This window comes from Mesorhizobium tianshanense (assembly GCF_007830515.1).
GTDB classification, from domain to species: Bacteria; Pseudomonadota; Alphaproteobacteria; order Rhizobiales; family Rhizobiaceae; genus Mesorhizobium; species Mesorhizobium tianshanense.
Window position 1 is genome coordinate 52,370 of record NZ_VLKT01000020.1, and the last position, 26,581, is coordinate 78,950.

Annotated in this window: 19 protein-coding genes and 2 pseudogenes; 7 read left to right on the plus strand and 14 right to left on the minus strand. The window is 62.4% G+C overall.

Annotated elements, in window-relative coordinates:
* Positions 1-7: 7 nt before the first annotated feature.
* The 10 genes from bglA to IQ26_RS17190 form a co-directional block, all read right to left on the minus strand.
* Positions 8-1,633, minus strand: a complete 1,626-nt coding sequence (gene bglA, locus IQ26_RS17145) for a beta-galactosidase BglA (protein WP_145719306.1) — start codon at positions 1,631-1,633, stop codon at positions 8-10.
* Positions 1,626-3,671 carry a glycogen debranching protein GlgX gene (gene glgX, locus IQ26_RS17150; RefSeq protein WP_145719308.1) on the minus strand — a complete coding sequence of 682 codons (2,046 nt, stop codon included), beginning with the start codon at positions 3,669-3,671 and terminating at the stop codon, positions 1,626-1,628. Before glgX ends, bglA begins: the two co-directional genes overlap by 8 nt.
* On the minus strand, positions 3,671-5,299 hold the full coding sequence (locus IQ26_RS17155) for an alpha-D-glucose phosphate-specific phosphoglucomutase (protein WP_145719310.1): 1,629 nt from the start codon (positions 5,297-5,299) through the stop codon (positions 3,671-3,673). Before IQ26_RS17155 ends, glgX begins: the two co-directional genes overlap by 1 nt.
* 3 nt (positions 5,300-5,302) lie before the next feature.
* Positions 5,303-6,748 (minus strand): glycogen synthase GlgA, encoded by a 1,446-nt coding sequence (gene glgA / locus IQ26_RS17160; RefSeq protein WP_145719313.1) that lies wholly within the window; start codon positions 6,746-6,748, stop codon positions 5,303-5,305.
* A 3-nt stretch (positions 6,749-6,751) separates the two neighbouring features.
* Positions 6,752-8,017: a glucose-1-phosphate adenylyltransferase gene (gene glgC / locus IQ26_RS17165; protein ID WP_145719315.1), complete on the minus strand. Its 1,266-nt coding sequence runs from the start codon at positions 8,015-8,017 to the stop codon at positions 6,752-6,754.
* A 35-nt stretch (positions 8,018-8,052) separates the two neighbouring features.
* A complete protein-coding gene (gene glgB / locus IQ26_RS17170; protein ID WP_145719316.1) occupies positions 8,053-10,266 on the minus strand; it encodes a 1,4-alpha-glucan branching protein GlgB in 2,214 nt (737 codons plus the stop codon).
* Between the two features lie 51 nt (positions 10,267-10,317).
* On the minus strand, positions 10,318-12,780 hold the full coding sequence (locus tag IQ26_RS17175) for a glycogen/starch/alpha-glucan phosphorylase (RefSeq protein ID WP_145719318.1): 2,463 nt from the start codon (positions 12,778-12,780) through the stop codon (positions 10,318-10,320).
* Positions 12,781-12,914: 134 nt separating this feature from the next.
* Positions 12,915-13,697, minus strand: coding sequence for an ATP-binding cassette domain-containing protein (locus tag IQ26_RS17180; protein WP_145719321.1), 783 nt, complete (start codon positions 13,695-13,697; stop codon positions 12,915-12,917).
* A 2-nt stretch (positions 13,698-13,699) separates the two neighbouring features.
* Complete coding sequence (locus tag IQ26_RS17185; protein WP_145719322.1) at positions 13,700-14,761, minus strand: ABC transporter permease; 1,062 nt, start codon at positions 14,759-14,761, stop codon at positions 13,700-13,702.
* Positions 14,762-14,914: 153 nt separating this feature from the next.
* The gene (locus IQ26_RS17190) at positions 14,915-15,892 is read right to left on the minus strand and encodes a sugar ABC transporter substrate-binding protein (protein WP_240547162.1); all 978 of its coding nucleotides are present in this window, start codon (positions 15,890-15,892) and stop codon (positions 14,915-14,917) included.
* Between the two features lie 245 nt (positions 15,893-16,137).
* Here IQ26_RS17190 and IQ26_RS17195 point away from each other — a divergent pair, with 245 nt between their 5' ends.
* From IQ26_RS17195 to IQ26_RS17225, 7 genes and pseudogenes are all read left to right on the plus strand, one after another.
* Complete coding sequence (locus IQ26_RS17195) at positions 16,138-17,364, plus strand: ROK family transcriptional regulator (protein ID WP_145719326.1); 1,227 nt, start codon at positions 16,138-16,140, stop codon at positions 17,362-17,364.
* A 1-nt stretch (position 17,365) separates the two neighbouring features.
* Complete coding sequence (locus tag IQ26_RS17200; RefSeq protein ID WP_240547155.1) at positions 17,366-17,545, plus strand: RbsD/FucU family protein; 180 nt, start codon at positions 17,366-17,368, stop codon at positions 17,543-17,545.
* A complete protein-coding gene (locus IQ26_RS17205; protein WP_145719329.1) occupies positions 17,542-18,465 on the plus strand; it encodes a carbohydrate kinase family protein in 924 nt (307 codons plus the stop codon). Before IQ26_RS17200 ends, IQ26_RS17205 begins: the two co-directional genes overlap by 4 nt.
* Positions 18,466-18,709: 244 nt before the next feature.
* On the plus strand, positions 18,710-19,852 hold the full coding sequence (locus IQ26_RS17210) for a DegT/DnrJ/EryC1/StrS family aminotransferase (RefSeq protein WP_145719331.1): 1,143 nt from the start codon (positions 18,710-18,712) through the stop codon (positions 19,850-19,852).
* Between the two features lie 300 nt (positions 19,853-20,152).
* A complete protein-coding gene (locus IQ26_RS17215; protein ID WP_145719333.1) occupies positions 20,153-20,407 on the plus strand; it encodes a type II toxin-antitoxin system VapB family antitoxin in 255 nt (84 codons plus the stop codon).
* Positions 20,407-20,586, plus strand: a pseudogene (locus IQ26_RS40415) (PIN domain nuclease); the annotation flags it as partial. The gene IQ26_RS17215 and the pseudogene IQ26_RS40415, both read left to right, overlap by 1 nt.
* A 123-nt stretch (positions 20,587-20,709) precedes the next feature.
* A complete protein-coding gene (locus tag IQ26_RS17225; RefSeq protein WP_145719336.1) occupies positions 20,710-22,254 on the plus strand; it encodes a Fic family protein in 1,545 nt (514 codons plus the stop codon).
* Between the two features lie 181 nt (positions 22,255-22,435).
* Here the strand turns inward: IQ26_RS17225 and cysQ are convergent, their stop codons facing one another.
* The 4 genes and pseudogenes from cysQ to IQ26_RS17245 all read right to left on the minus strand — a co-directional run.
* Positions 22,436-23,224: a 3'(2'),5'-bisphosphate nucleotidase CysQ gene (gene cysQ, locus IQ26_RS17230; protein ID WP_162457992.1), complete on the minus strand. Its 789-nt coding sequence runs from the start codon at positions 23,222-23,224 to the stop codon at positions 22,436-22,438.
* Positions 23,225-23,234: 10 nt separating this feature from the next.
* Positions 23,235-25,172, minus strand: a complete 1,938-nt coding sequence (gene cysN / locus IQ26_RS17235) for a sulfate adenylyltransferase subunit CysN (protein WP_162457984.1) — start codon at positions 25,170-25,172, stop codon at positions 23,235-23,237.
* 2 nt (positions 25,173-25,174) lie between these two features.
* The gene (cysD, locus tag IQ26_RS17240; protein WP_145719341.1) at positions 25,175-26,080 is read right to left on the minus strand and encodes a sulfate adenylyltransferase subunit CysD; all 906 of its coding nucleotides are present in this window, start codon (positions 26,078-26,080) and stop codon (positions 25,175-25,177) included.
* Between the two features lie 329 nt (positions 26,081-26,409).
* Positions 26,410-26,532: pseudogene (locus IQ26_RS17245) on the minus strand (dTDP-glucose 4,6-dehydratase); the annotation flags it as partial.
* Positions 26,533-26,581 lie beyond the last annotated feature (49 nt).

A 26,581-nucleotide genomic window follows, 5' to 3' on the forward strand; every position in this document is an offset into this window, starting at 1 on the left:
AGGAAGATCAGCCGGCTCGTCCGAGAAAGCAGCTTAGCGGCGGCAATGACAGAGCGTCGTCCTGCAAGGCGGCACCGGCGCCAAGATCGATCGTGTCTGCGACGGCTATATCCTGCGGCAATGGCCAATTGGCCGGCTCGTCGGCGAAATTGAAAACGCAAAGCAGCTTTTCGCCGCCGCCATCGCGCATGAAGGCAAGCACATCGCCCTCGGCATCGAGAAAATGGATCGAGCCCACCACCAGAGCCGGATGCTGCTTGCGCAAAGCAAGCATCGCCCGGTAGCTGGTGAGGACGGACGCCTCCTCGCCGTTCTGGACATCGACCGCACGGGCGCGATGGCTTGCCGGGACCGGAAGCCACGGCTTGCCGGTTGAAAACCCGGCATTGTCGGCACCAGCTTCCCAGACCATTGGCGTGCGGCATCCATCCCTGCCCTTGAACCCGGGCCAGAAGCGGATGCCGTAGGGATCGCGCAGGTCCTCGAACGTCAAATCCGCCTCCTCCAATCCGAGTTCCTCGCCCTGATAGAGGCAGATCGATCCGCGCAGGCACGACAGCAGCGCCATCGAGAATTTCGCCATCCTCTCAGGATCGCCGCCGGGCCTTGCCCAGCGCGTCACGTGGCGAACGACGTCGTGGTTGGAAAACGCCCAGCAGACCCAGCCGTCGGAGACCGTACTCTCGAAGGCTTCGACGCAGCCGCGCACGTGTGCTGCCGAAAATTGCGGACCGAGCAGGTCGAAAGTATAGCACATGTCGAGCTTGTCGCCGCCGGCGGTGTAGGCGGCCAGCGTCTGCAGCGAACGGGTTTCGTCGCCGACCTCACCGACGGCGGCGCGGCCCTCATACTCGTCGAGCAGCGCCCTGAACCGCCTGAGGAAGGCGATGTTTTCTGGCTGCGTCTTGTCGAACAGATGCTCCTGATAGAGGTAGGGATTGGTTTCGGTGTTGGTGCCGGCGACGCTCGTCGCCAGTGGCGGGTTGCTGCGCAGCCAGCGATCGTGGACATAGTAGTTCACCGTATCCAGCCGGAACCCGTCGACGCCGCGCTCCAGCCAGAACCGCACCGTTTCCAGCAACGCGTCCTGAACATCGGGATTATGAAAATTCAGGTCCGGCTGCGAGGCGAGAAAATTGTGCATGTAATATTGCCTGCGGGTCGCATCCCACTCCCAGGCCGGGCCGCCGAAGACCGACAGCCAGTTGTTGGGCGCGGTGCCGTCCGGCCTCGGAACGGCCCAGACATACCAGTCCGCCTTGGGGTTGTCGCGGCTCGCGCGGCTTTCGACGAACCATTCGTGCCGGTCGGACGAATGCGACAGGACCTGGTCGATGATGATTTTCAGGCCGAGACGATGCGCCTCGGCGACCACCGCATCGAAATCCTCTGATGTGCCGAACATCGGATCGACGGCTGTATAGTCGGAAACGTCGTAGCCCATGTCGGCCATCGGCGACTTGAAGAAGGGCGACAGCCAGACGGCGTCGACGCCAAGCGACGCGACATGAGCCAGCCTCGAGGCAATGCCGCGCAGATCGCCGCCGCCGTCCCCCGTCGTGTCCTGGAAGGAGCGCGGGTAGATCTGATAGATGACGCAGCCGCGCCACCACTCCGCGTTCGCATCAGCCATTCCGGTTTTCCTCGGCGTGAGCCCGCCCCATCTTGCGTTCGACCATGAAAATGACAGTTCGCCCCGGTACCGGCTGTGAGATGTCTGCTGCGCCGGCGGTGGCCGGACTCCAGAAAAATCCCTCGCGCGCCGGCAGCGTGAACATGCATTTGCGGCGATCGCCATTGATGACGGCGGCAAGACGGCAATCTTCGTCGTCAGCGCCACCGAGCATCATGACAAGGCGGTGCCGCTCCGGATGATGCCAGGCTGTTTCATCGAGCGGCTCGCCCGTTTCGCTCAGCCAGGCAACATCCGATATTTCCGACCCGGCGGGCGGCTGTCCGGTCAGGAAACGCGTGTCGGAAAGCGCCGGCGCGGAACGACGCATCGCGGCGAGCAAAAAAGTGCATTGTTCCAGCGCCTGATCGCGCCCTGTCCAGTCGAGCCAGGTGATCTCGTTGTCCTGCGCATAAGCGTTGTTGTTGCCATTCTGGGTGCGGCCGAATTCGTCGCCGGCGGCCAGCATGATCGTGCCACGCGAGGCAAAGAGCGTCGCCAGCAGCGCGCGTCGGTCATCGAGGCGGGCCTTCGCAACGGCCGCATCGCCGGCTTCACCCTCGACGCCGTTGTTCCACGAGAGATTCTCGTTGTGACCGTCTCTGTTGTGCTCGCCATTGGCCTCGTTGTGCTTGTGCTCGTAGGCAACGATATCGGCCAGCGTCATGCCGTCATGCGCGGCGATGAAATTGACGCTGCGACTTGCCCCCTGGCCGGCTTTGGCAAACACATCGGACGAGCCGGCAAGCCTGGTCGCCAGCGCGCCGACCATGCCGCGATCGCCACGCCAGAAGCGTCTGACGTCGTCACGATATTTGTCGTTCCATTCAAGGAAGGGCGGCAAAAAATTGCCGAGCTGATAGGCATCCGGGCCGACATCCCAGGGCTCGGCGATCAGCACCCGGTCGCCAACGACCGGATCGCCCCGAATAGCCTTGAGCAACGGTGCCGCGGCGTCGAACCTGCCCTCGACCCGACCCAGAATGGGCGCCAGATCGAAGCGAAAACCGTCGACGCCGGCATGGCAGACAAAGTGACGAAGCGTGTCGAGGATCATTCCCTGGACGATCGGATGATCGCAGGCGACCGTGTTGCCGGTGCCGGTGTCGTTAGCCAGCCTGCCGTCCGGCGCGTACTGGTAGTAGGCGCTGCTGTCGAGGCCGCGCATTGACAGGGTCGGTCCAAGCCTGTCGCTTTCGCCGGTATGGTTGAAGACAAGATCGAGGATGACGCCGATGCCGGCCTCGCGCAGCGTGGCGACCGTCTGCCGCAATTCCTTGAGGCCGCCGGGCGCGAGGCGCGGATCGATCGCCATGAAGGTCACGGGATTGTAGCCCCAGGCGTTGCGGAGGCCGAGCGGCGGCAGATGCCGTTCATCGATCGATGCCGTCACCGGCATCAGTTCAACCGCGCCGACCCCAAGTTTTTTCAGGTGCTCGACGATGGCCGGATGGGCCAGGGCTGCAATCGTCCCGCGCTGGCGCTTCGGGATGTCCGGATGCAGCATGGTGAAAGCGCGCACCGGCACTTCGTAGATCAGGCCGCCCGGCTGGAACAGCGGCGGCAAGACAGGGACCGGCTTCGGCAAGTCTGCGGCAATCGCCTTCGGCACAAGTGGGGCGGTGTCGGTCCCCTCGCCGCGGCGAGCGGCGAGCCGGTCGTCATAGGCATACGACCTGTCGATCTCGACGGCATAGGGATCGACCAACAGCTTGTCGGGATCGAACCAGAGCCCTTGCTCGGGCGCATAGTCGCCATCGGCGCGAAACCCGTATCGGGTGCCGGCGGCGAGGCCGGCAACGAAAAGCGCGTGAACGCCCTCGCCTTCCCGCATGAGGTCGAGCCGTTCGATCTCCCTGTTACCCTGCTCATCGAAGATCGAGACCCAGAGCCGGCTGGCCGCAGACGACCATGCGGCAAAGCGAATGCCGCCTTGCCTGGCAATTCCACCAAATCGCGGCTGATACGGCCGATAACCGGCCGGTATTCCAGGTGGCATCAGGTGATGACGCTCGGCTTGGCGCGGCCGGTATGGCTGCGAATCCCGGCAATATCATCGGCTGCCGCAATCAGATCGGCAAGCGCCTCCTGCGTGTCGAGATCGTGCCTGGACTTGTCCGGCTCGTAGCGCTCGATGTAGACGCGCAGCGTCGCGCCTGAGGTGCCGGTGCCGGAGAGACGGAAGACGACGCGCGATCCACCCTCGAACAGCACCCTGATGCCTTGGTTCTTTGCGATCGAACCGTCGACCGGATCGTGGTAGGCGAAATCGTCGGCGCTGGCGATCTTCATGCCGCGCACGCTGGTGCCGGGCAGCGAGCCAAGCTTGGCGCGCAATTCGTCGACCAGCGCGTTGGCGCGGTCGGTTTCGACCTCCTCGTAGTCGTGGCGCGAGTAGTAATTGCGGCCATAGGTAGCCCAATGCTCGGTGACGATCTGCTTGGCGCTTTCGCCGCGCACTGCAAGGATATTGAGCCACAAAAGCACGGCCCATAGCCCATCCTTTTCGCGGACATGGTTGGAGCCGGTTCCGGCACTTTCCTCGCCGCAGATCGTCGCCATGCCGGCGTCGAGAAGATTGCCGAAGAATTTCCAGCCTGTCGGCGTTTCATAGATGCCGATGCCGAGCTTGCCGGCGACGCGGTCTGCCGCACCGCTGGTTGGCATCGAGCGGGCGATGCCTTTCAGGCCAGCCTTGTAGCCGGGCGCCAGATGGGCGTTGGCGGCGAGCATGGCCACCGAATCCGAGGGGGTGACGAAAATGCCCTTGCCGATGATCAGGTTGCGGTCGCCGTCACCGTCGGAGGCGGCGCCGAAATCCGGCGCATCCGGTCCCATCATCTCGTCATAAAGGTGCTTTGCGTGGACCAGGTTCGGGTCTGGGTGGTGGCCGCCGAAATCCGGCAATGGCTTGAAGTTGCGGCAGGTGCCATTGGGAGCACCAAGCCGCCGTTCAAGAATCTCCTTGGCATAGGGGCCGGTCACCGCATGCATGGCGTCGAAGCGCATGCGGAAACCATATTTGAAATTGGCGCGGATAGCGTCGAAATCGAACAGGCTTTCCATCAGTTCGGCATAGTCGGCGACCGGATCGATCACCTCGACCGTCATGCCGCCCGCCTCGACCGTGCCGATCCTGTCGATGTCGATCGTTCCGATGTCGGCGATCTTGAAGCTGGAGATCACCTTGGTCTTTTCGAAGATCGCGTCGGTCAGCTTTTCCGGTGCCGGGCCGCCATTGCCGGCATTGTATTTGATGCCGAAATCCTCGTGCGGACCGCCGGGATTGTGACTGGCCGACAGGATGATGCCGCCGAAGGTCTTGTATTTACGGATGACGTGCGAGGCTGCCGGCGTCGACAGGATCCCGCCCTGCCCGACCATCACCTTGCCGAAGCCATTTGCCGCCGCCATGGCTATGGCATTCTGGATGACCTCGCGGTTGTAGAAGCGGCCATCGCCGCCGATCACCAGGGTCTTGCCTGCGAACCCCTCCAGCGCATCGAAGATCGACTGGATGAAGTTCTCGGCATAGTGCTCCTGCTGGAACACCGGCACCTTCTTGCGCAGCCCGGAAGTGCCGGGCTTCTGGTCCAGATAGGGTTTGGTGGCGACGGTTCGTATCATGCTTCAGGCAACCCTTTTCGAAAGCAGCAAGCGATAGAGTTCAACGTATTTTTCGGCGCTTTTGTCCCACGACACATCGGCCTTCATGCCTTGCCGCTGCATCGACGTCCAGACCGCGGGGTTGGCGTGCGCCTCCACCAGCCGGCGGATGGCATGCAGGAAGGCGCCAGTATCGGCGGGGGCGAACTGGAAGCCTGTCGCAACGCCCGCCGAAACGGCCGCTTCATTGGCGTCGATGACCGTGTCGGCAAGCCCGCCGGTGCGAGCGACGACCGGCACGCAGCCATAGCGCAGGCCGTAGAGTTGCGTCAGCCCGCAAGGCTCGAAGCGCGACGGAATGACGATGGCGTCACAGCCGCCTTGCATGATGTGGGAGAGCCCCTCGTCGTAACCGACGACGACGCCGATGCGACCACGATGGCGGGCGGCGGCGGCCAGCAGCGCACCTTCGAGGCCGGCGTCGCCGGATCCCAGGATCGCCAGGCGCGCCCCCCTTGCAATGATCCCGTCGACGACGGCCGCCAGTATGTCCATGCCCTTTTGCCAGGTGAGCCGGCTGACGACACAGACGATCGGACTGTCGTCGCGGTCGAGGTTGAAGCGATCCTCGACGGCAGCGCGATTGGGGCGCCGCGCCTTCAAAGTCTTGGCCGTATAGTTGGAGACCAGATGCTTGTCGGTTTCAGGGTTCCATGTCTCGGTGTCGATGCCGTTGACGATGCCATAGAGATCGACGGATCGCATATTGACGAGCCCATCGAGGCCCATGCCGAACTCCGGCGAGCGGATTTCCTGCGCATAGGTCGGGCTGACCGTGGTGATGGCCCAGGCGGCCTGCAGGCCGGCCTTGAGGAAACCGACGCCGCCATAATATTCGACGCCGTCGAGCGCCATGGCGGCCGCAGGCAAGCCAAGTTCGCCAAAGATGCCGGCGCCGAACTGGCCCTGAAAGGCGAGGTTGTGGACGGTGATCATCGACGGCGTGCCGACCGCCTTGCCGTAGCGCATATAGGCCAGCGTCATCGCCGACTGCCAGTCATGGGCATGGACGAGATCCGGCTGGTAGCCTGAGATGGCGCCGGCGGCGATGTCGCCGCCAACCTGGCTCAACGCCGCGAAACGGCGCCAATTGTCAGGCCAGTCGGCGCCGGTCGCATTGCCATAGGGACCGCCGGGGCGATCGAACAGATGCGGTGCGTCGAGCACGAACAGGTCGAGCCCGGCGATCTGGACGGCATGGACCGAAGCCTTGCCGCCCTGCAGCAGCGGATACTGGTGAACGGCCTTCTTTTTCTTGAAGGCATCCATCACCTGGGGATAGCCGGGTATAAGCGTGCGCATGGTCACGCCCTTGCCAGCGAGCGCGATCGGCAACGCGCCGGTCACGTCGGCAAGCCCGCCAGTCTTGATCAGAGGGAATATTTCGGGCGTGACCGACAGGACCTGCATCCACTACAACCCCAGTTTGTCGATCATGACCTGCGTGATGAGGCAGATACCCTTTTCGGAAACGCGGAAGCGCTTGGCATCGAGGGCCGGGTCTTCGCCGACCACGAGCCCCTCCGGTATCCTTACGCCATGATCGATCACCACGCGCTTCAATGTTGCGTTCCGGCCGACATGGCAGTCGGGCAGCATGACGACTTCCTCGAGCGTCGAATAGGAATTGATGCGCGCGCCGGTGAAGATCAGGCTTCGCTTGAGTGAGGCGCCGGAGACGATGCAATCGCCCGACACCAGCGAAGAGATGGCCATACCGCGACGGCCATCCTCGTCGTGCACGAACTTTGCCGGCGGCTTCAGCTCGGCATAGGTCCAGATCGGCCAGTCGCGATCGTAGAGGTCGAGTTCTGGCGTGATATCGGTGAGATCGATATTGGCTTCCCAATAGGCGTCGACGGTTCCGACATCGCGCCAATAGGCCTCGTTCTCGGCGGTCGAGCGCACGCAGGATTTGGCGAAGCGATGGGCGATCGCCTTTCCGTGCTCGACGATATAGGGGATGATGTCCTTGCCGAAGTCGCGGCTTGAGCCGGGTTCGGCGGCGTCGCGCCGCAATTGCTCCATCAGGAACTTGGTCTTGAACACATAGATGCCCATCGAGGCCAGGGCAAAGTCCGGTTTGTCGGGAATGCCGGGCGGATCGGCAGGCTTCTCGATGAAGGAGATGATGGTGTCCTTGTTATCGACATGCATGACGCCGAAGCCGGTCGCCTCCATGCGCGGCACTTCGAGGCAGCCGACGGTGACATCGGCACCGGCGTCGACGTGCTGGCGCAGCATCAGCTCGTAGTCCATCTTGTAGATGTGGTCGCCGGCCAGGATGACCATGTATTCGGGCCCGTAGGCCTCGATGATGTCGATGTTCTGGTAGACGGCGTCGGCGGTGCCCTCATACCACTGCGTTTCCGACACGCGCTGGCTGGCCGGCAGGATATCGAAGCTCTCGTTGCGCTCGGGCCGCAGGAAGTTCCAGCCGCGCTGCAGGTGGCGGATCAGCGAATGCGCCTTGTACTGGGTGGCGACGCCGAGGCGGCGGATGCCGGAATTGAGCGCATTGGAGAGCGCGAAATCGATGATGCGCGTCTTACCGCCGAAATAGACAGCGGGCTTGGCGCGCCGGTCGGTCAACTCCCTGAGGCGGCTGCCACGGCCGCCGGCCAGCACATAGGCCATGGCATCGCGCGCCAGCGGCTGGGTCCGTTTTATCTCTGCCATTTTATCCTCCCAAGTTACTCGCTGCGAGACACCGCTCAATCCGGAGCAAATTCGAGCATGATCGTCGACAGCGGCGGCAGCAGCATCGTCGCCGAGATGCTTCCTCCTTCCGCCCGAGCCTCGACGGCGCCGCCATTGCCCTTGCCAGAACCGCCATAGTCGGAGGCGTCCGTGTTGATGATCTCGCGCCATCTTCCTGCCGTCGGCAACGGCACGCGGTAATTGTCGCGCGGCACGGGCGTGAAATTGGAGATGACGGCGATCGGGTTTCCGCCCGGCGCGCTGCGCAGCCACGCAAAGACGGAGTTCGCGCTGTCGTCGACGATCAGCCAGGAAAAGCCCTCCGGCTCGCAGTCACGCGCATGCAGGGCCGGGCGCGAGCGATAGAGATAGTTGAGATCGCGCACCGTCTGCCAGACGCCGCGGTGGAGCCGGAAATCGAGCAGGTTCCAGTCGAGCGCACGCGCCTCGCTCCACTCGCGGCGCTGGGCAAATTCCTGCCCCATGAACAACAGCTTCTTGCCGGGGTAGCCCCACATGAAGGCGTAATATGCGCGCAATGTCGCGAATTTCTGCCAGTCGTCACCGGCCATCTTGCCGAGCAGCGTCCCCTTGCCGTGCACGACCTCGTCATGGGAGAGCGGCAGCACGAAATTCTCTGAGAAGGCGTAGACCAGGCCGAAGGTGATATCGTTGTGGTGGTGCTTGCGAAAGATCGGCTCCTTGGAGAAATACTCCAGCGTGTCGTGCATGAAGCCCATGTTCCACTTGAAGCCGAAGCCCAGTCCGCCCTCATGCACCGGCTGCGAGACCTTCGGCCATGAGGTCGATTCTTCGGCGATCGTCATCACGCCCGGATGGTGGCCGTAGACCTCCTTGTTCATCCGCTGGAGGAAGCTGACCGCCTCGAGGTTTTCGCGCCCGCCCTTTTCGTTGGGGATCCATTCGCCGGCCTTGCGTGAATAATCGAGGTAGAGCATCGAGGCGACGGCATCGACCCGCAAACCGTCGACGTGGTATTTCTCGGCCCAGAACAGCGCATTGTTGACGAGGAACGAGACCACCTCGCGCCGGCCGAAATTGTAGATCGCGGTGTTCCAGTCGGGATGAAATCCCTTGCGCGGGTCGGCATGCTCATAGAGTGCGGTGCCGTCGAAATTGGCCAGGCCATGCGCGTCCACCGGGAAATGCGCCGGCACCCAGTCGAGGATGACACCGATGCCGGCGCGGTGGGCGCCGTCGACGAACCGGGCAAAACCGTCCGGATCGCCGAAGCGGGCGGACGGCGCGTAAAGGCCCGTCGTCTGGTAGCCCCAGGACGGATCATAGGGATGTTCGGAGATCGGCATGAATTCGATATGGGTGAAGCCCGTATCGGTGACGTAGGGGATCAGCCGGCCTGCCAGCTCATCCCATGACAGGAAGCTGCCGTCGTCGTGAAGCTGCCAGGAGCCGGCATGGACCTCATAGATCGACACCGCCTCGCGCCTGGGGTCGGCGTTGCGCCAGAAATTGCGGTGCGCCTCGTCGCCCCATTCATGCGCCGGCGGAAGCGCCGTCACCGAAGCGGTGGCCGGGCGCAGTTCGGATTTGAAGGCGAACGGATCGGCCTTCAGCGGCAGCCGTACGCCGTCGGGCCCGATGATCTCGTATTTGTAGGGCCGGCCGGCGCCGATGTCGGGAATGAACAATTCCCAGATGCCGGTGTCGCGGCGCACGCGCATCGTATGCCTGCGGCCATCCCATTCGTTGAAGTCGCCGACCACCGAAACGCGCCTAGCATTGGGCGCCCAGACGGCGAAATGCACGCCGGACGCACCCTCGTGATCGATAAGATGCGCACCGAGCTTGTCGAACAGCCTGAGATGCGAACCCTCGGCGATGTAATAGTCGTCCAGCGGACCGAGCACCGGGCCGAACGAATAGGGATCGGTCAGCCACCAGTCGCCGCCGGCATTGCGAGCGTGATAGCGCAGCGGCTGGCGCTTTCTGAGCGACAGCCTGCCCTCGAAGAAGCCGCCTTCGTCGCGCCTGGAGAGTTCGCCCGCTTTCTTGCCGGTCAGCGTATAGGCAGTGACGAACTCGGCATGTGGGACGAAGCAGCGGGCGACGAAACCCTTGTCCGCCTCATGCACGCCGAGGACAGCAAACGGGTCGCCATGCGTACCGGCGACAATCGCCGCGACATCGCCGGCTGACGCCAGTCTATCCGGCCCGCTTGTCGCGGCGGTCGCGCGCGGCTTGCTCATCAGGCAGTGACCCTCCCCGGACCACGTTGTTCGTGGCCTCATGCAATCATATCAGACGGGCACGTTCCAGATGTCTTTCGCATATTGGCGGATCGTGCGATCGGACGAGAACCAGCCGACGCGGGCGACATTGCGGATTGCCTTGGCGTACCAATCCGGGCTGTTGCGCCAGACGGCATCGACGTCGCGCTGGGTGGCGGCGTAGGCATCGAAATCCGCGGCGACCATGAACCAGTCGCCCTGATAGAGGCCGTTGATCAGGTCGCGGTAGCGTTCGGGATCGTCAGGCGAAAAAACGCCCGACGAAACGGCAGCCACGGCTTGCGCCAGTTCGGGAGAGGATTCGATGACGGATCGCGGATCGTAGCCGTTGCTGCGCCGCTCGGCGACCTCGGCGGTGGTCAGGCCGAAGATGAAGATGTTGTCGTCGCCGACGCATTCCTTGATCTCGACATTGGCACCGTCGAGCGTGCCGATGGTCAGCGCACCGTTCAGCGCGAACTTCATGTTGCCGGTGCCGGAGGCTTCCATGCCGGCAGTCGATATCTGCTCCGAAAGGTCGGCGGCCGGCATCATGATCTCGGCCAGGCTGACACTGTAGTTCGGCACGAACACCACTTTGAGCAAGCCGCGAACCGCCGGGTCGCGGTTGATGACCCTGGCGACGTCGTTGGCGAGTTTGATGATCAGCTTGGCGTTATGATAGCTGGGCGCCGCCTTGCCGCCGAAGAACTTGACGCGGGGCATCCAGTCGCGTTCTGGATGGGAGCGGATCTGGTCGTAGAGCGCGACCGTTTCGAGGATGTTCAAGAGTTGGCGCTTGTATTCGTGGATGCGCTTGATCTGGATATCGAACAGCGCCGAGGGATCGACCTTGATGCCAAGGCGATTGGCGACGAGATTGGCAAGCCTAACCTTGTTTGCCCGCTTGACGGCCGCGAACTTGTCGCGGAAGGCGGCGTCGTCGGCGAAGGCATCGAGCTCCTTGATCGCATCGATGTCGTCGAGGAAGCGGTCGCCGATCGCCTCGCGGGTGAGCGCGGTGAGACCGGGATTGCACTGGATCAACCAGCGCCGCGGCGTGATGCCGTTGGTCTTGTTGTTGATGCGGTCGGGGTAGAGCTTGTGGAGATCGGCAAACACCGTTTCCTTCATCAACTCGGTGTGCAGTGCTGACACGCCGTTGATCGAGTGCGAGCCGACAAAGGCCAGATTGCCCATGCGCACCCGGCGCTCGCCGTTTTCCTGGATGAGCGAGATTTGGCTGATCTGCTCATTCGAGAACTGGTCGGAGGCGCGCGCCTCCAGCAGCACTTCGGCGTTGATGGCGTAGATGATCTGCATATGGCGCGGCAACAGCCGCTCGAACAGCGGCACCGGCCAGCTTTCGAGCGCTTCGGGAAGCAGCGTGTGGTTGGTGTAGCCGAAGGTGCGCTTGGTGATGCTCCAGGCCTGGTCGAAATCCATGCCGTGGACATCCATCAACAGGCGCATCATCTCGGTCACCGCGATGGCCGGATGGGTGTCATTGAGATGGATTGCCGCCTTGTCGGGCAGCGACTGCAGATCGCCATACTGGCTGAGATGGCGCTGGACGATGTCCTGCAGCGAAGCGGTGGAGAAGAAATATTCCTGCCTCAGCCGCAGCTCCTGCCCGGCCTTGTGAGAATCGGCGGGGTAAAGGACGCGCGACAAGGCATCGGCCTTGTTGCTTTCGGCAAGCGCGCCGATATGGTCGCCAGCATTGAACTTGTCGAGCAGGATCGGATCGATCGGCATCCCGGACCAGAGGCGCAGCGTGTTGACCCGCTTGGCCCGCCAGCCGACCACCGGCGTATCATAGGCGACGGCCAGAACGTGTTCGGTCGGCTTCCAGACATGGCGCTCGAGCCGGCCGTCCTTCGAGGTGATCGATTCCACCGCGCCGCCGAAGCCAACCTCGAAGGAACGTTCGCGGCGCTCGAACTCCCAGGGGTTGCCGTGATCGAGCCAGGTCTCGGGCAGTTCTACCTGCCAGCCGTCATGAATTTCCTGCCGGAACATGCCGTTGGCGTAGCGAATGCCATAGCCATGCGCGGGGATATCGACTGTCGCCATGCTTTCCATGAAACAGGCGGCGAGCCGGCCGAGACCGCCATTGCCAAGGGCCGCATCCGGCTCGAGCGCGGCGATGATGTCGAGATCGACGCCAAGCGACGACAGCGCCTCGCGCATGTTGTCCATCAGGCCGAGATTGGAAAAGGCGTCGCGCATGAGGCGACCGATGAGGAATTCGAGCGACAAATAGTAGACGCGCTTTTCCTGCTGATCATAAGCCTCTTTCGTCGATTGCATCCAATGATCGACGATATGGTCGCGCACGACCTTGATCGAGGCGGTGAGCCAGTCGTATTGCGTCGCGACGCTGGTATCCTTGCCGAGCCTGTATTTGAGGGCCTTCAAGACTTCGTCGGCGAGCGCCTTGGGATCGGAGTTTTCGAGGATGGGAGCTTCGGATGTCATTGCGCGCGTCATGCTGCCTCTCGTGCGGTTGCCATGATCATACCGGCTTTCACTATTCCTCCCACCCCCATGCTAGTGCATCTCACTAGATGTTCAATCGATTTAGGCAGCCACGGGGCCAACCAGCCCTGCGGCAATTTGGCGATTCAGGCCGCCAGCGCCGCCTCCGGCGGAAGCTTCGCTCCGGTCATGAAGGCGACGGCATCGGACATCGTATACTGCTTGGGATCGATGACACACAGGCGACGGCCCAGCCGATGGATGTGAATGCGGTCGGCCACCTCGAAGACATGCGGCATGTTGTGCGAGATCAGCACGATCGGCAGGCCGCGCTTCTTCACGTCGAGGATCAGTTCGAGCACGCGGCGGCTTTCCTTGACGCCTAACGCCGCCGTCGGCTCATCCATGATGACCATCTTCGAGCCGAAGGCGGCGGCGCGCGCCACCGCCACGCCCTGGCGTTGGCCGCCCGAGAGCGTTTCAACGGCCTGGCTGATATTCTGAATGGTCATCAGGCCAAGTTCGGTGAGCTTGTCGCGGGCGCGTTTTTCCATTGCCGGCCGGTCGAGCATGCGCAGCCAGTCGCCCAGAAAACCCGGTTTGCGGATCTCGCGACCGAGGAACATGTTGTCGGCGATCGACAGCGCCGGCGACAGCGCCAGGTTCTGGTAGACGGTTTCGATGCCGGCTTCACGGGCCTCGATGGGCGACTTGAAGAGCACCTGCTTGCCGTCCAGCTCGATGATCCCCTCGTCCGGGATCACGGCGCCCGAGATCGCCTTGATCAGCGTCGACTTGCCTGCGCCATTATCGCCGATCACGGCCAGGATTTCTCCGGGATAGAGATCGAAATCGCAGTTGTTCAGTGCCGTGACGCGGCCGTAGCGCTTGAGGAGGCCGCGCGCGGTGAGGATGGGCTCTTGGGTCATGGTTACACCGAAACCTTTCTGATCCACTGGTCGATCGCCACGGCGCCGATGATCAGCACACCGGTGAGCAGCACTTTCCATTGCGGATCGGCGCCCATCATGTTGAGACCCATTGAGACGACGCCGACGATCATCGCGCCGAACAGAGTGCCCAAAATAGAGCCGCGTCCGCCGAAGAGGGAAATGCCGCCGATCACCGTCGCGGTGATCGCCTGCAAATTGTAGTCGGTGACGGCAGCGGACGGCGAAATCGAGCCATTGCGGCCGATCGAGACCCAGGCGGCGAAAGCGGCAATCAGCCCGGCAAGTGTGTAGACCGAGATCAGCACCTTCCTGGTCTGGATGCCCGACAGCTTCGCCGCCTCCGGATCGTCGCCGACAGCGTAGACATGGCGGCCCCATGCCGTGTGATTGAGCACGTACCACAGGATCAGCACCAGCACGACCATGGCGATGACGCCGAGCGTCAGCACCGCCGTGCCGACCTTGAAGTTCAGGCCAAACAGATGCAGCAGCGGCGCCTGGACATCGACGTCGGCGTCGCGGATCGTCTCATTGGCCGAATAGATGAAGTTGGTGGCCATGACGATGTTCCAGGTGCCGAGCGTGACGATGAAGGGCGGCAGCTTCATGTAGGCGACTAGCAGCCCGTTGAGCAGCCCGCAGGCCCCGCCGGCGGCCAGCCCGATCACCACGGCGAGCAAGGTCGGCAGACCATAGGTGACCGCGCAATTGCCCATGATCACGGCCGAAATCACCATGATCACGCCGATTGACAGGTCGATGCCGGCTGTAAGGATGACCAGCGTCTGCGCGGCACCGAGAATACCGACGATGGCGATCTGCTGCAGGATCAGCGTCAGCGTGTAGGACGAAAAGAACCGCCCGCCGATCGTGACGCCGAAAACAGCGATCGCCAGAACCAGCACGATCAGCGGCACCGCAGCCGGAGTGGAATGCAAGAAATGCTGGATGCGCTTGACGACCGAAGTACCGTGTTCGTCAAAAGCAGCGACGCTGTCGCTGCTCGAGATGGCCTTCTCGAATTCCTGGACCTGGCTCATGTTTCCTCCCGTTGAGCTTCAGCTACGCCGACGCCCGTTCACCATTCCCGATCTGCCGTCGGAATTGTTCGCGCTCGCGATTGCGCATCGTCCACCCGAAGCGGCCGGGGATCAAGCCCCGGCCGATCGGCTCCGTTGCCTGTCAGACCGGTATCAGCCCCAGCACTTGGCCAGGCCTTCCTTGGTGTCGATGGACTTCACACCGTCTGCCGGCTTGTCGGTCACGAGGTTGACGCCGGTGTCGAAGAAATCCTTGCCTTCGGTCGGCTTGGGCTTCGTCCCGTCCTTGGCGAAAGCGGCGATTGCCTCGATGCCGAGTGCCGCCATCTGCAGCGGATATTGCTGTGAGGTCGCGCCGATCACGCCTTCCGCGACCGATTTCACGCCGGGGCAGCCGCCGTCAACCGACACGATCAGCACGTTGCCTTCGAGGCCCACGGCCTTGAGCGCCTGGTAGGCGCCGACGGCTGCCGGCTCGTTGATGGTGTGGATGACGTTGATGCCGGGGTCCTTCTGGAGAAGGTTCTCCATCGCCTTGCGGCCGCCTTCCTCGTTGCCGTTGGTGACGTCGTGGCCGACGATGCGCGGATCGTCCTCGTCGCCAATCTTGTTGGGATCCTTCACGTCGATGCCATAGCCCATCATGAAGCCCTGGTCGCGCAGCACGTCCACCGTCGGCTGCGAGGGTGTCAGGTCGAGGAAGCCGATCTTTGCATCCTTCGCGCCGTCGCCGAGCGTCGCGGCGGCCCACGCGCCGATCAGCTTGCCAGCCTCCAGGTTGTCCGTCGCGAAGGTCGCGTCGGCAGCGTCAAGCGGATCAAGCGGCGTGTCCAGCGCTATCACGAGCAGGCCGGCGTCACGTGCCTTCTTCACCGCCGGGACGATGCCCTTGGTGTCCGACGCGGTGATCAGGATGCCCTTGGCGCCGTCGGCGATGCAGCTTTCGATCGCCGCCACCTGGCTCTCACTGTCGCCGTCGATCTTGCCGGCGTAGGCCTTGAGGTCGACGCCGAGTTCCTTGGCCTTCGCCGAGGCGCCTTCCTTCATCTTGACGAAGAAGGGATTGGTGTCGGTCTTGGTGATCAGGCAGGCGCCGACGTCGGCGGCGGACGCCGCCGAAGTGAACGCCATCAGACCCAGTCCGGCCGCCGCGAAAACGGTGGACTTCAGTAGTGCTTTTTTGGTCACGATTTTCCTCCCAGTGGATCCATTCCGGCATCCAGACGACTTTTCCCAGCGCCGATGCCTGCCCCAACAGAATACCAGGCCGAGGTCGCTGTCAATAATTAAATCACTCTTATTTATTATTGACAGCGTTGCATCGTTCACCCATTCTGGCTCAAAAGCATTGAGGGGAAAAGACGGGAGGAACAGGGGTGGAGACCGGCATTACGAGGCACGGTTCGCCCGAGGCAGCCGAAAGCCGAATTCATCGCGGCACCAACCAGAGCGGCATGCGCGACCACAATGAGCGGCTGGTGCTGTCGCTTGTGCGTCAGCACGGCAGCCTGGCCAAATCCGACATTGCGCGCATGACTGGACTTTCGGCCCAGACGGTTTCGGTCATCATGCGCGAGCTCGAGGTGGACAACCTCCTCGTCCGCCAGGCGCCGTTGCGCGGCAAGATCGGCCAGCCTTCCATTCCGATGGCGCTCAATCCCGATGGCGCCTATTTCATCGGCCTGAAGATCGGCCGTCGCAGCGCCGAACTCGTGCTGATCGATTTCCTCGGCAACGTGCGCTCCATGCTGCAGCATTCCTACCGCTATCCGGCACCGCGCGAGACGGTCGAATTCGTCACCTCCGGCATGAAGACGATGCGCGGCGAACTCACCCCGGCGCAGGACAAGCGCATTGCCGGACTTGGCATCGCCATGCCGTTCGAATTGTGGAACTGGGCCGATACGGCAGGTGCGCCGCGCGACGTCATGGACGAATGGCGCCACCGCGACATCCGCGCCGACATCCAGGCGCAGTGCGAGTTCCCGGTCTACCTACAGAACGACGCCACGTCGGCTTGCGGCGCTGAACTGGTGTTCGGCAAGGCGGGTGCGGCGCGCGACTTCGTCTATTTCTATATTGGTGCCTTCGCCGGCGGTGGCATCGTGCTGAACGGTCACCTTTTCGGAGGGCCGACCGGCAATGCCGGCGCTCTTGGTTCGATGCCGGTGCCCGGACCGGACGGCAAGCCGACCCAATTGATCGACGTGGCATCGATCGCCATGCTGGAAAAGGCTCTCAACGCGCGCGGCGTCGAGGCCTCGCATCTGTGGACGTCACCGGAGGATTGGGGCGAGATCGGCGTGGAGCTCGACGACTGGATCGCCTGCGCCTCGCGGGCGCTCGCCTATGCCATCGTGGCGGCGTCCTCGGTTATCGATTTCGAGGCAGCAGTGATCGACGGATGGATGCCGAAGGCCGTGCGGCGCCGGCTCGTCAATGCCGTTATCGAAGCCATCGGCAAGATCGACGGCGAAGGCCTGAAGCTCCCAGCCGTTCGCGAGGGGACTGTGGGCATTCATGCACGTGCCCTGGGCGGCGCCAGCCTGCCGCTTTCCGAGCGCTTCCTCATTGGTTCGACCATGATTTCCAGGAGCACCTGAAATGGAGACGATCCGCGCCAAGCACGCGCCGGACCGCAAGATGGTTGCGCTTGCCAGCGCCGACTTCTATCTACGGATCAGGTTCACGCACGCGATCGTCGCGACACGCGAGCCGCGGCTTTACGCAAGTATTATCATCCGCAAGGATGATATCTATCCGCCGGAGAACAGGAAATCATGATCCTCTGTTGCGGCGAAGCCCTGATCGACATGCTGCCGCGCACCACGACAGAGGGCGAGCCGGCCTTTGCCCCCTATGTCGGCGGCGCGGTGTTCAATACGGCAATAGCGCTTGGCCGACTGGGAGCGCCCGCTGGTTTCTTTTCCGGCCTGTCGTCGGATCTGTTCGGCGGCCAATTCAAGGACGCACTAAGGGCAAGCAAGGTTAGTTCCGCCTATGCGCACACATCGCCCCGGCCGACCACTCTTGCCTTCGTGCGGCTGGACAACGGTCAGGCGACCTACACATTCTATGACGAAAACACAGCCGGACGCATGCTGACCATCGATGATCTGCCGGAACTCGGCAGCGAGGTTGAAGCCATGCTTTTCGGCGCCATCAGCCTGATCTCGGAGCCGGCCGGATCGGCCTATGAGGAATTCATGCGGCGCGAGCACAGCCGCCGCGTCATGATGCTCGACCCCAACATCCGGCCAAATTTCATCCCGGACAAAGCCAAGCACCTCAGGCGCATCCGCTCGATGATGGCCATGGCCGACATCGTGAAGCTGTCGGACGAGGACCTCGACTGGTTCGGCGAAGCCGGCTCGCACGAGGACGTCGTTCGCAACTGGCTGGATCGCGGCCCGACGCTGATCGTCGTCACCCATGGCTCAGAAGGCGCTGCCGGCTACACCAGGGATCACAAGGTCACGGTCGTGCCGGACAAGGTCAAGGTGGTCGATACGGTCGGCGCCGGCGACACGTTCAACGCCGGCATTCTGGCCTCGCTGCACGAGCAGGGCCTGCTGTCGAAGGATGTGATCGACAATCTGTCGGAAGACGCCATCCACAAGGCGCTGGCGCTCGGCGCCAAGGCTGCGGCGGTGACCGTGTCGCGGGCCGGCGCCAATCCGCCCTGGCGGCATGAAATCGCCTGATTGGACGGCGACGCGCGCCGCTTGCCGATCACTTTATGTTTCGCCGGCCGGGCGCGATGCGATATGAAGACCGTAGGGTGCCCGACCAAGCCCGGATTTCCGGCGTCTTCAAGGAGGCGTCGAAAATCAGAGGTAACAGACTGCGACACTTGAGCAATTCGCGGTTTTACCCGGGCGGGTTTCTCGGCCGCGCCAAGTCTGCTACCAGCGGCCGGTTATCAGGCTATGACCTTTTGAGGCCGACATGCAGTTCATCGATCTTGGCGCGCAGCGCGAACGAATCCGCGACAGGCTGAAGGCAGCCATCGACCGCGTCGTCGACGAGGGACGCTATATACTGGGGCCCCAAGTCACCGAATTCGAGAACAAGCTCGCCGCCTATGTCGGCACCAAGCACGTCGTCGCCTGCGCCAACGGCACCGACGCATTGCTGCTGCCGCTGTTTGCGGCTGGCATCGGCCCGGGTGATGCGGTGTTCGTCCCGAGCTTCACCTTCGCCGCCACGGCGGAAGTGGTGGCGCTGGCCAAGGCCGAGCCGGTTTTCGTCGACGTCGATCCCAACACCTACAATATCGACGTCGCCAGCCTCGAGGCGGCCATCGCCATGATCAAGGCGGAAGGCCGGCTGAAGCCAAGGGCGATCATTCCAGTCGACCTGTTCGGGCTCGCCGCCGATTACGAGGCGATCATGGCAATAGCCAACCGCGAAGGGCTGATGGTGATCGAGGATGCCGCGCAGGCGATCGGCGGCTCCATCGGCGGCAAGATGTGCGGTTCGTTCGGCGCGGTCGGCTCGACCAGCTTCTACCCGGCAAAGCCGCTTGGCTGCTATGGCGATGGCGGCGCGATGTTCACCAATGATGATGCGCTGGCCGAACAGCTGCGCTCGTTCGCCTTCCACGGCAAGGGCGAAACCCAATATGACAATGTCCGCGTCGGCATCAACTCGCGGCTCGACACACTGCAGGCAGCGATCCTGATCGAGAAGCTGGCCATTCTCGAAGACGAGATGGTTGCCCGGCAAGCGGTCGCCAATCGATATGCCAAAGGCCTTGGCGACATCGTCACGGCGGCGCGCAATCTGGACGGCGGCCGTTCAGCCTGGGCGCAATATGCCATCGAGACGCCGAAGCGCGACGGGCTCAAGGCGCATCTCGGGGAAAAGGGCATTCCTTCGGTCATCTATTATGTGAAACCCCTGCATAGCCAGATCGCCTACCGCGACTATCCGCGCACTCCGACCGGCCTTGCCGTTTCGGAGGAGTTGCCGAATCACATACTGTGCTTGCCCATGCATCCTTATCTGAGCGAGGCCGACCAGGACCGGATCATCGAGACGATCCGTAACTATATCGGGTCGAATTCGGCGCACGTAGCCGCCGCTTAAAGTGTCTTCAGAGCCCGTTGCATCTACATTGGATGTGACGGAACGGATTCGCCCGCCAGCCTGCCTTGTGTCACCCCGCCATCACTGACCATGCTGCGCCCTGTGATCGAGCCGGCATTCCGAAGATGCAAGGAAGGAATTGATGCCGTCAATATCGGGCTGACCGATGCGGGCGAGAGGCGTCGCCACTATCTGCCGCGTCCTGAGCTCCGCAGCGCGCGAATGCACATTTTGCAGGTGCCGTGCAAATCGCGGAGGCGCTAGGTAGAATATCGACAATCAGGTACCTTGGAACTTCCAATGGCACTGAGCATCAAAGACCCCGAGACCGAACAGCTCGCCCGCACCCTCGCCGAGCGCACTGGCGAGACGTTCACAATTGCCACCAGGCGTGCACTTGAGGAGCGGCTGCGCCGCATCGGCTCTGATGCCCGTAAGGCCGCACTTCTGGAGGATCTAGCCGCGAGCCGGCGGCGCTGGAGCGCCCTACCCGTCCTCGACAATCGTAGCGCCGGCGAGATCATCGGCTACGACGAGAACGGGCTGCCGAACTGATGGTCATCGACACTTCGGCAATTGTCGCGATCACACTCGACGAGCCTGAGGCGCCTTCCTTTGAGCAGCGCATCGCTGACAAATCCCGTCCGCCTCATCTCGGCCGCAACTGTGCTTAAGGCCGCTATGGTGCCATGGTGATTGAGACCCGCCTCGGAGAGCCGGGCGGCAGCGAGCTCGCATAGCGCCCAAACATCTTTTTTCATGAAATTAGCATTGCAGAATCATTTTTCATATAATAGTGTCATTTTTCAGGATCGGCTCTCGATGAGATCAAAATTCACACACCAAACACAAGTTTCATGAACACACCGGAACAGTATCAATTTTCAGGACCGGTTACCGTTTTTCAGGAAACCCGCCTTCCTGAGAAGGCGACACCAGCCGGCTACAGTGCCCTGATCGATGCGTACAAGGTTGCCGTGCCGTTGCCCCGCACGCTGTCGGCCACCGGCGAACATCACCGTATCATTGAGCGGGACGGCTGGCGCATCATGACGCCCCGGCACGCGCCGCATCCGACACTTGACGGGCACCTGACCTTCGCGCTCAAGTACGAAGGTCTCGATCTGGCCATCCTCAAGCGGCTGTTCCAAGCGACGGGCCCGGCGCCGATCGAAGCGCTCGTCCGTGAAAGTCCGACCGGCAGCTATGCCCGCCGCATCTGGTTTCTGTATGAATGGCTGACCAAGTCGCGACTTGATTTGCCTGACGCGAACGCTGGTCGCTACGCTCCGGTTGTCGATCCAGACCTGCAATGGGCAGCGCAGGAGCAAACTGCTCCGCGCTACCGCGTGAAGGACAATCTCCCCGGCACGCCGGATTTCTGTCCGCTGGTGTTCCGCACCAAGGCCCTCGAGGAGTTCGTCGGCCTCGACCTTCCGCAGCGCGCGCAGGCGATTGTCGCGGACGTGCCGCGCGACCTCCTTGTGCGGACCGCCGCCTTCCTTTTGCTCAAGGACTCGCGATCAAGTTACGCGATCGAGGGTGAGCGGCCGCCGCACGACCGCATCCAGCGCTGGGGCCGCGCCATCGGTGAGGCCGGCCGCCAGCCGATCGATCGCGATGAGTTGCTGCGCCTGCAGAGAATTGTTCTCGGAGATGCCCGCTTTGTGAAGCTCGGCTTCCGGCAAGAGGGAGGCTTCGTCGGCGAGCATGACCGTGACAATCGCATGCCGCTACCCGATCATATCAGCGCCCGCCCCGAGGACTTGTCGTCGCTGATCGAGGGAATGGCCGCTTTCGACCGCGGCCGCGCGCAGGGCCTCGATGCGGTGATCGCCGCGGCGATCCTCGCCTTCGGGTTTGTCTATATCCATCCGTTCGAAGATGGAAACGGCCGCATTCACCGCTACCTGATCCATCACGTGCTTGCAGCGCGCGGCTTCAACCCGCCCGGGTTCGTGTTCCCCGTTTCGGCCGCGATTCTGGAGCATATCGATCAGTATCGGCGGGTGCTTGAGAGTTACTCGCAGCGCCTGCTGCCGCTGATCGAATGGGAATCCACGCCCCAATTCAATGTCCGCGTCCTGAACGAAACTGGGGATTTTTATCGCTTCTTCGACGCGACACCGCACGCGGAGTTCCTCTACGCCTGCGTCCAGAGGACGATCGAACGCGATCTTCCCGATGAAACCGCCTTCCTACGCCGCTATGATCAGTTCCGGCAGCAGGTCGACTCTTTCATCGACATGCCAGAACACCTGACCGATCTGCTCTTCCGCTTCCTTCACCAGAACGGCGGCCGCCTTTCGAACCGCGCCCGCGAAAAGGAATTCGCCGCGCTGACGGATGGCGAAGCAGAACGGATCGAGGCGATCTACCAGCAGACCTTCGGCTCCGACTAGAGCCACGAATATCTGTTACGTCGCACCTCCCGCGTCGAGCCGGGCCAAACTTTACTTCGAAGGCTATCGCGGAACGCCCCGCCGGCCCGAGGCATGGCAGACGACCCGCGCAGCGATCCTGCTGCCGTAGCTTGAGGAGCGTCCGCGGCGGCCCCCTGCAGGGCCAGCGACGCTGTAATCGTTAGATTGGTCCGGCAACCTTGCCGCTGGCGATGAAATGCGGATTGGCGAAGTCCTCGTCATCGCTCTGGTTGCGCTTGCCGTAGGCCAGCGGCTGGCCGTCGAGCGTGCGCGTCATGCCGCCGGCAGCGCGCAGCACCGCGTCACCTGCTGCGGTGTCCCATTCCATGGTGCGGCCAAAGCGGGGGTAGACGTCGGCCTCGGCGCCGGCGACAAGACAGAATTTCAGCGACGAGCCGACCGAGACCATCTCGGCAGCGCCCACCGTGCGGATATAGGCTTCGGTCTCGGGTGTATTGTGGGACCGGCTAGCCACGATGGTCAGTGGCGCCACACCGGCCCTGGCCGAAATCGGCCGACGGCCGATGATCTGGTAGTCGTCATCGATCTCGATTGCTTCCGCCCTGCCCGGCCGGCCGGAAAAGAAGCGACCGGTGCATGGCGCGAAGACAACACCGATCTCCGGCACGCTGCGGCGAACGAGCGCGATGTTGACGGTGAAGTCGGTCCTGCGGTTGACGAATTCCTTGGTGCCGTCGAGCGGATCCACCAGGAAGAAGGCGCCGTCGAGGTCGGGCGGCACGATGCCGGCCGCTGCCTCTTCCTCAGCCACGCAAGGGATATGGGGGAACGCGGCGCGCAGTCCGGCGAGGATGATCTTCTCGCTCTCGCGATCGGCCTCGGTCACTGGCGAACTGTCTGATTTCTGATCGACCGCGCAGCCGGCGTCGAAAACACGCATCACCTCGCGCCCTGCCGCGAGCGCTAGGCGCTCGAACACGCCAAGCATCAATTCGTCGTCAGATTCCGCCGCCGCTGTCGTATTGGTTGTCGGCAATGTCGCGCTCATCCAGCCAGAGTTCCAGGGCCTCTACCATCTCCTCGGCAGACTTGCCGAGAGTCTTGAGATGGATTTCGGGTTTTTCCGGGGTTTCATACGGTGAATCGACGCCGGTGAAATTCTTGATTTCGCCATTCAACGCCCGCGCATAGAGGCCCTTCGGGTCGCGTCTGGCGCATTCCTCAAAGGGGGTGTCGACGAACACCTCGATGAATTCACCGTCGGCCATCAATTCCCTGGCCATGCGCCGCTCGGCGCTGAACGGCGAAATGAAGGAAACGATGACGATCAGCCCGGCATCGGCCATCAGGCGCGCCACTTCGGCCACCCGGCGAATATTTTCAACGCGATCGACGTCGGTGAAGCCAAGATCGCGATTGAGGCCGTGGCGGACATTGTCGCCGTCCAGGATGTAGGTATGGCGGCCGGTGGCGAACAGTTTCTTCTCGAAAAGGTTAGCGATGGTCGATTTGCCGGAGCCCGAGAGCCCAGTGAACCAGAACACGGCGGGCCGCTGGTTCTTCATATCGGCGCGGCCGTGCTTGCCGACATCGAGCGATTGCCAGTGGATGTTCTCGGCGCGGCGCAGCGAATGCAGGATCATGCCAGCGCCGACCGTGGCGTTGGTGATGCGGTCGATCAGGATGAAGGCGCCGGTCGAGCGGTTCTCGGCGAAAGTATCGAAGGCGATCGGCGCCCGTGTCGAGATGTTGCAAATGCCGACCTCGTTCATTTCGAGCGACTTGGCCGCCTCATGGGCGAAGTCGTTCACGTTGACGCGGTATTTCAAGTCGGTGACGGTGGCGCCGGTCTGATCGGTCTCGGTCCGCAGGATGTAGGAGCGGCCTGGCAGCAGCGCATGCTCGTTGAACCAGACGATGTTGGCGGCGAACTGGTCGGCGACTTGCGGGCGCGCCGACGGCGACACCAGCATGTTGCCGCGCGAGACCTCGACCTCGTCGTCGAGAACGAGGGTGATAGCCTGGCCGGCGACCGCTTGGCTCAGGTCGCCGCCATGCGAGACGATGCGCCGGACATGGGAGGACTTGCCGGATTTGGCGACAACAACCTCGTCGCCCGGTGAGATAGAACCGGACGCAATCGTGCCGGCAAAACCGCGAAAGTCGAGATTGGGGCGGTTCACATACTGCACCGGAAAACGGAACGGCAGTTCGACAACGGCTTCATCCACCGACACGGTTTCCAGATGCTCGATCAGCGTCGGGCCGGAGTACCATTCTGTCTTGTCCGAGCGGCTGGTAACGTTGTCGCCGTAACGGGCAGACATCGGGATGGGCACGATCGTCTCAAAACCGAGCTTGTGCGAGAATTGCCGATAGTCCTCGGTGATCCGTTCGAACACGGCCCTGTCGAAGCCGACGAGATCGATCTTGTTGACGGCGAGCACGATGTGCCTGATACCCAGCAGCGAGGCGATGATCGAGTGGCGCCTCGTCTGGCGCAGCACGCCTTGACGAGCGTCGATCAGCACGATGGCCAAATCGGCGGTCGACGCGCCGGTCGCCATGTTGCGTGTGTATTGTTCGTGACCGGGCGTGTCGGCAACGATGAATTTGCGTTTCGGCGTGGCGAAAAAGCGATAGGCGACATCGATAGTGATGCCCTGCTCGCGCTCGGCCTCGAGGCCGTCGACCAGCAGCGCGAAATCGACATCGTCGCCCGTCGTCCCGTGCTTGCGCGAATCTCGCTCGAGCGCGGCAAGCTGATCCTCGAAAATCTGCTTGGTATCCGAAAGCAGGCGTCCGATCAGCGTCGACTTGCCGTCGTCCACGGAACCGCAGGTCAGGAAGCGCAGCAGCGACTTTTGTTCCTGCACCGCCAGATAGTCACGAATGCCGTCGGTGGGGGCGCGGCTCTCGGCCATGATGTGGCGCATGCTCAGAAATACCCCTCGCGCTTCTTCTTTTCCATCGAACCGGCTTCATCACGGTCAATCAGGCGGCCCTGCCGTTCGGAGGTGCGCGCCGTGAGCATTTCTCCGACAATGGCCTCCAGCGTATCGGCATCCGATTCGATCGCGCCGGTCAGCGGGTAGCAGCCGAGCGTGCGGAACCGCACCAGCCGGTTCTCGACCGTCTCGCCGACACGCAGCTGCATGCGGTCATCGTCCTTGAGAATGAGCATGCCGTCGCGTTCGACGACCGGTCGTTGCTTGGCGAAATAGAGCGGCACGATCGGAATGTCTTCCTGGAGAATGTACTGCCAGATATCGAGTTCGGTCCAGTTCGACAACGGAAAGACGCGGATCGATTCACCGGTCGCGATACGGGTGTTGAATATCTTCCACATCTCCGGCCGCTGGTTCTTCGGATCCCAGGTGTGCTGGGCGTTTCGGAAGGAGAAGATCCGCTCCTTGGCACGCGACTTCTCCTCGTCACGCCGCGCCCCGCCGAAGGCTGCATCGAAGCCGTACTTGTCGAGCGCCTGCCGCAGCGCCACGGTCTTCATGACATGCGTGTGGGTGTTCGAGCCATGATCGAAGGGATTGATGTTGTCGCGCACACCATCCTCGTTGACATGGACCAGGAGATCGAAACCGAGCTTTTGTGCCATCTGATCGCGAAAGGCGATCATCTCGCGAAATTTCCAGGTCGTGTCGACGTTGAGAAAGGGAAAGGGCGGCTTGGCGGGATAAAACGCCTTCATCGCAAGATGCATCAGCACCGAGGAATCCTTGCCGACCGAATAGAGCATCACCGGCTTGGCGAAGGTCGCCGCAACCTCGCGAAAAATATGGATGGATTCGGCCTCGAGCCGCTGGAGGTGCGTAAGCGCGATGTTCATGGACTGTGAGCGTTCTCTTGTGCCATCCAGATCTGACCGATGCATCAGGCGCAACTTTTTCAGTCGCCCGGTTCAAGCTTCACGTCTGGACAATCTCATTTTCGTGCAGGCGTTCTAGCAGATCGCCATTGTTTATAACAATGCAAGACAGGCCTGCCCCAGAGTGGTTCGGGAATGACTTTTCCACACAACAGGCAGAACCCAGAAATTTTTGCTCAACAGGCTGATGGCATTGCGAGCGTCAGGAAAATACTGCCCAGGTCAGGAAAGACGCCCGGCAATCGCTTATACCTGTTGCTATCGGTTCTCGCATGCGGTGACGACAAGCCTCACGCGGCGCCCTTCCGCGCTTCGCCTAGCCGCTCGCTGGCGTAGCGCTGGCTGCGAATCGGCCCCCACCACCACTCGTTCTGAAAGTACCAGTCGACCGTCCTGGCGAGCCCGCTATCGAAGGTCAGCGCCGAAGAGCTCAAGTGCCCTCCGACTCTAGGATGCTGCAAA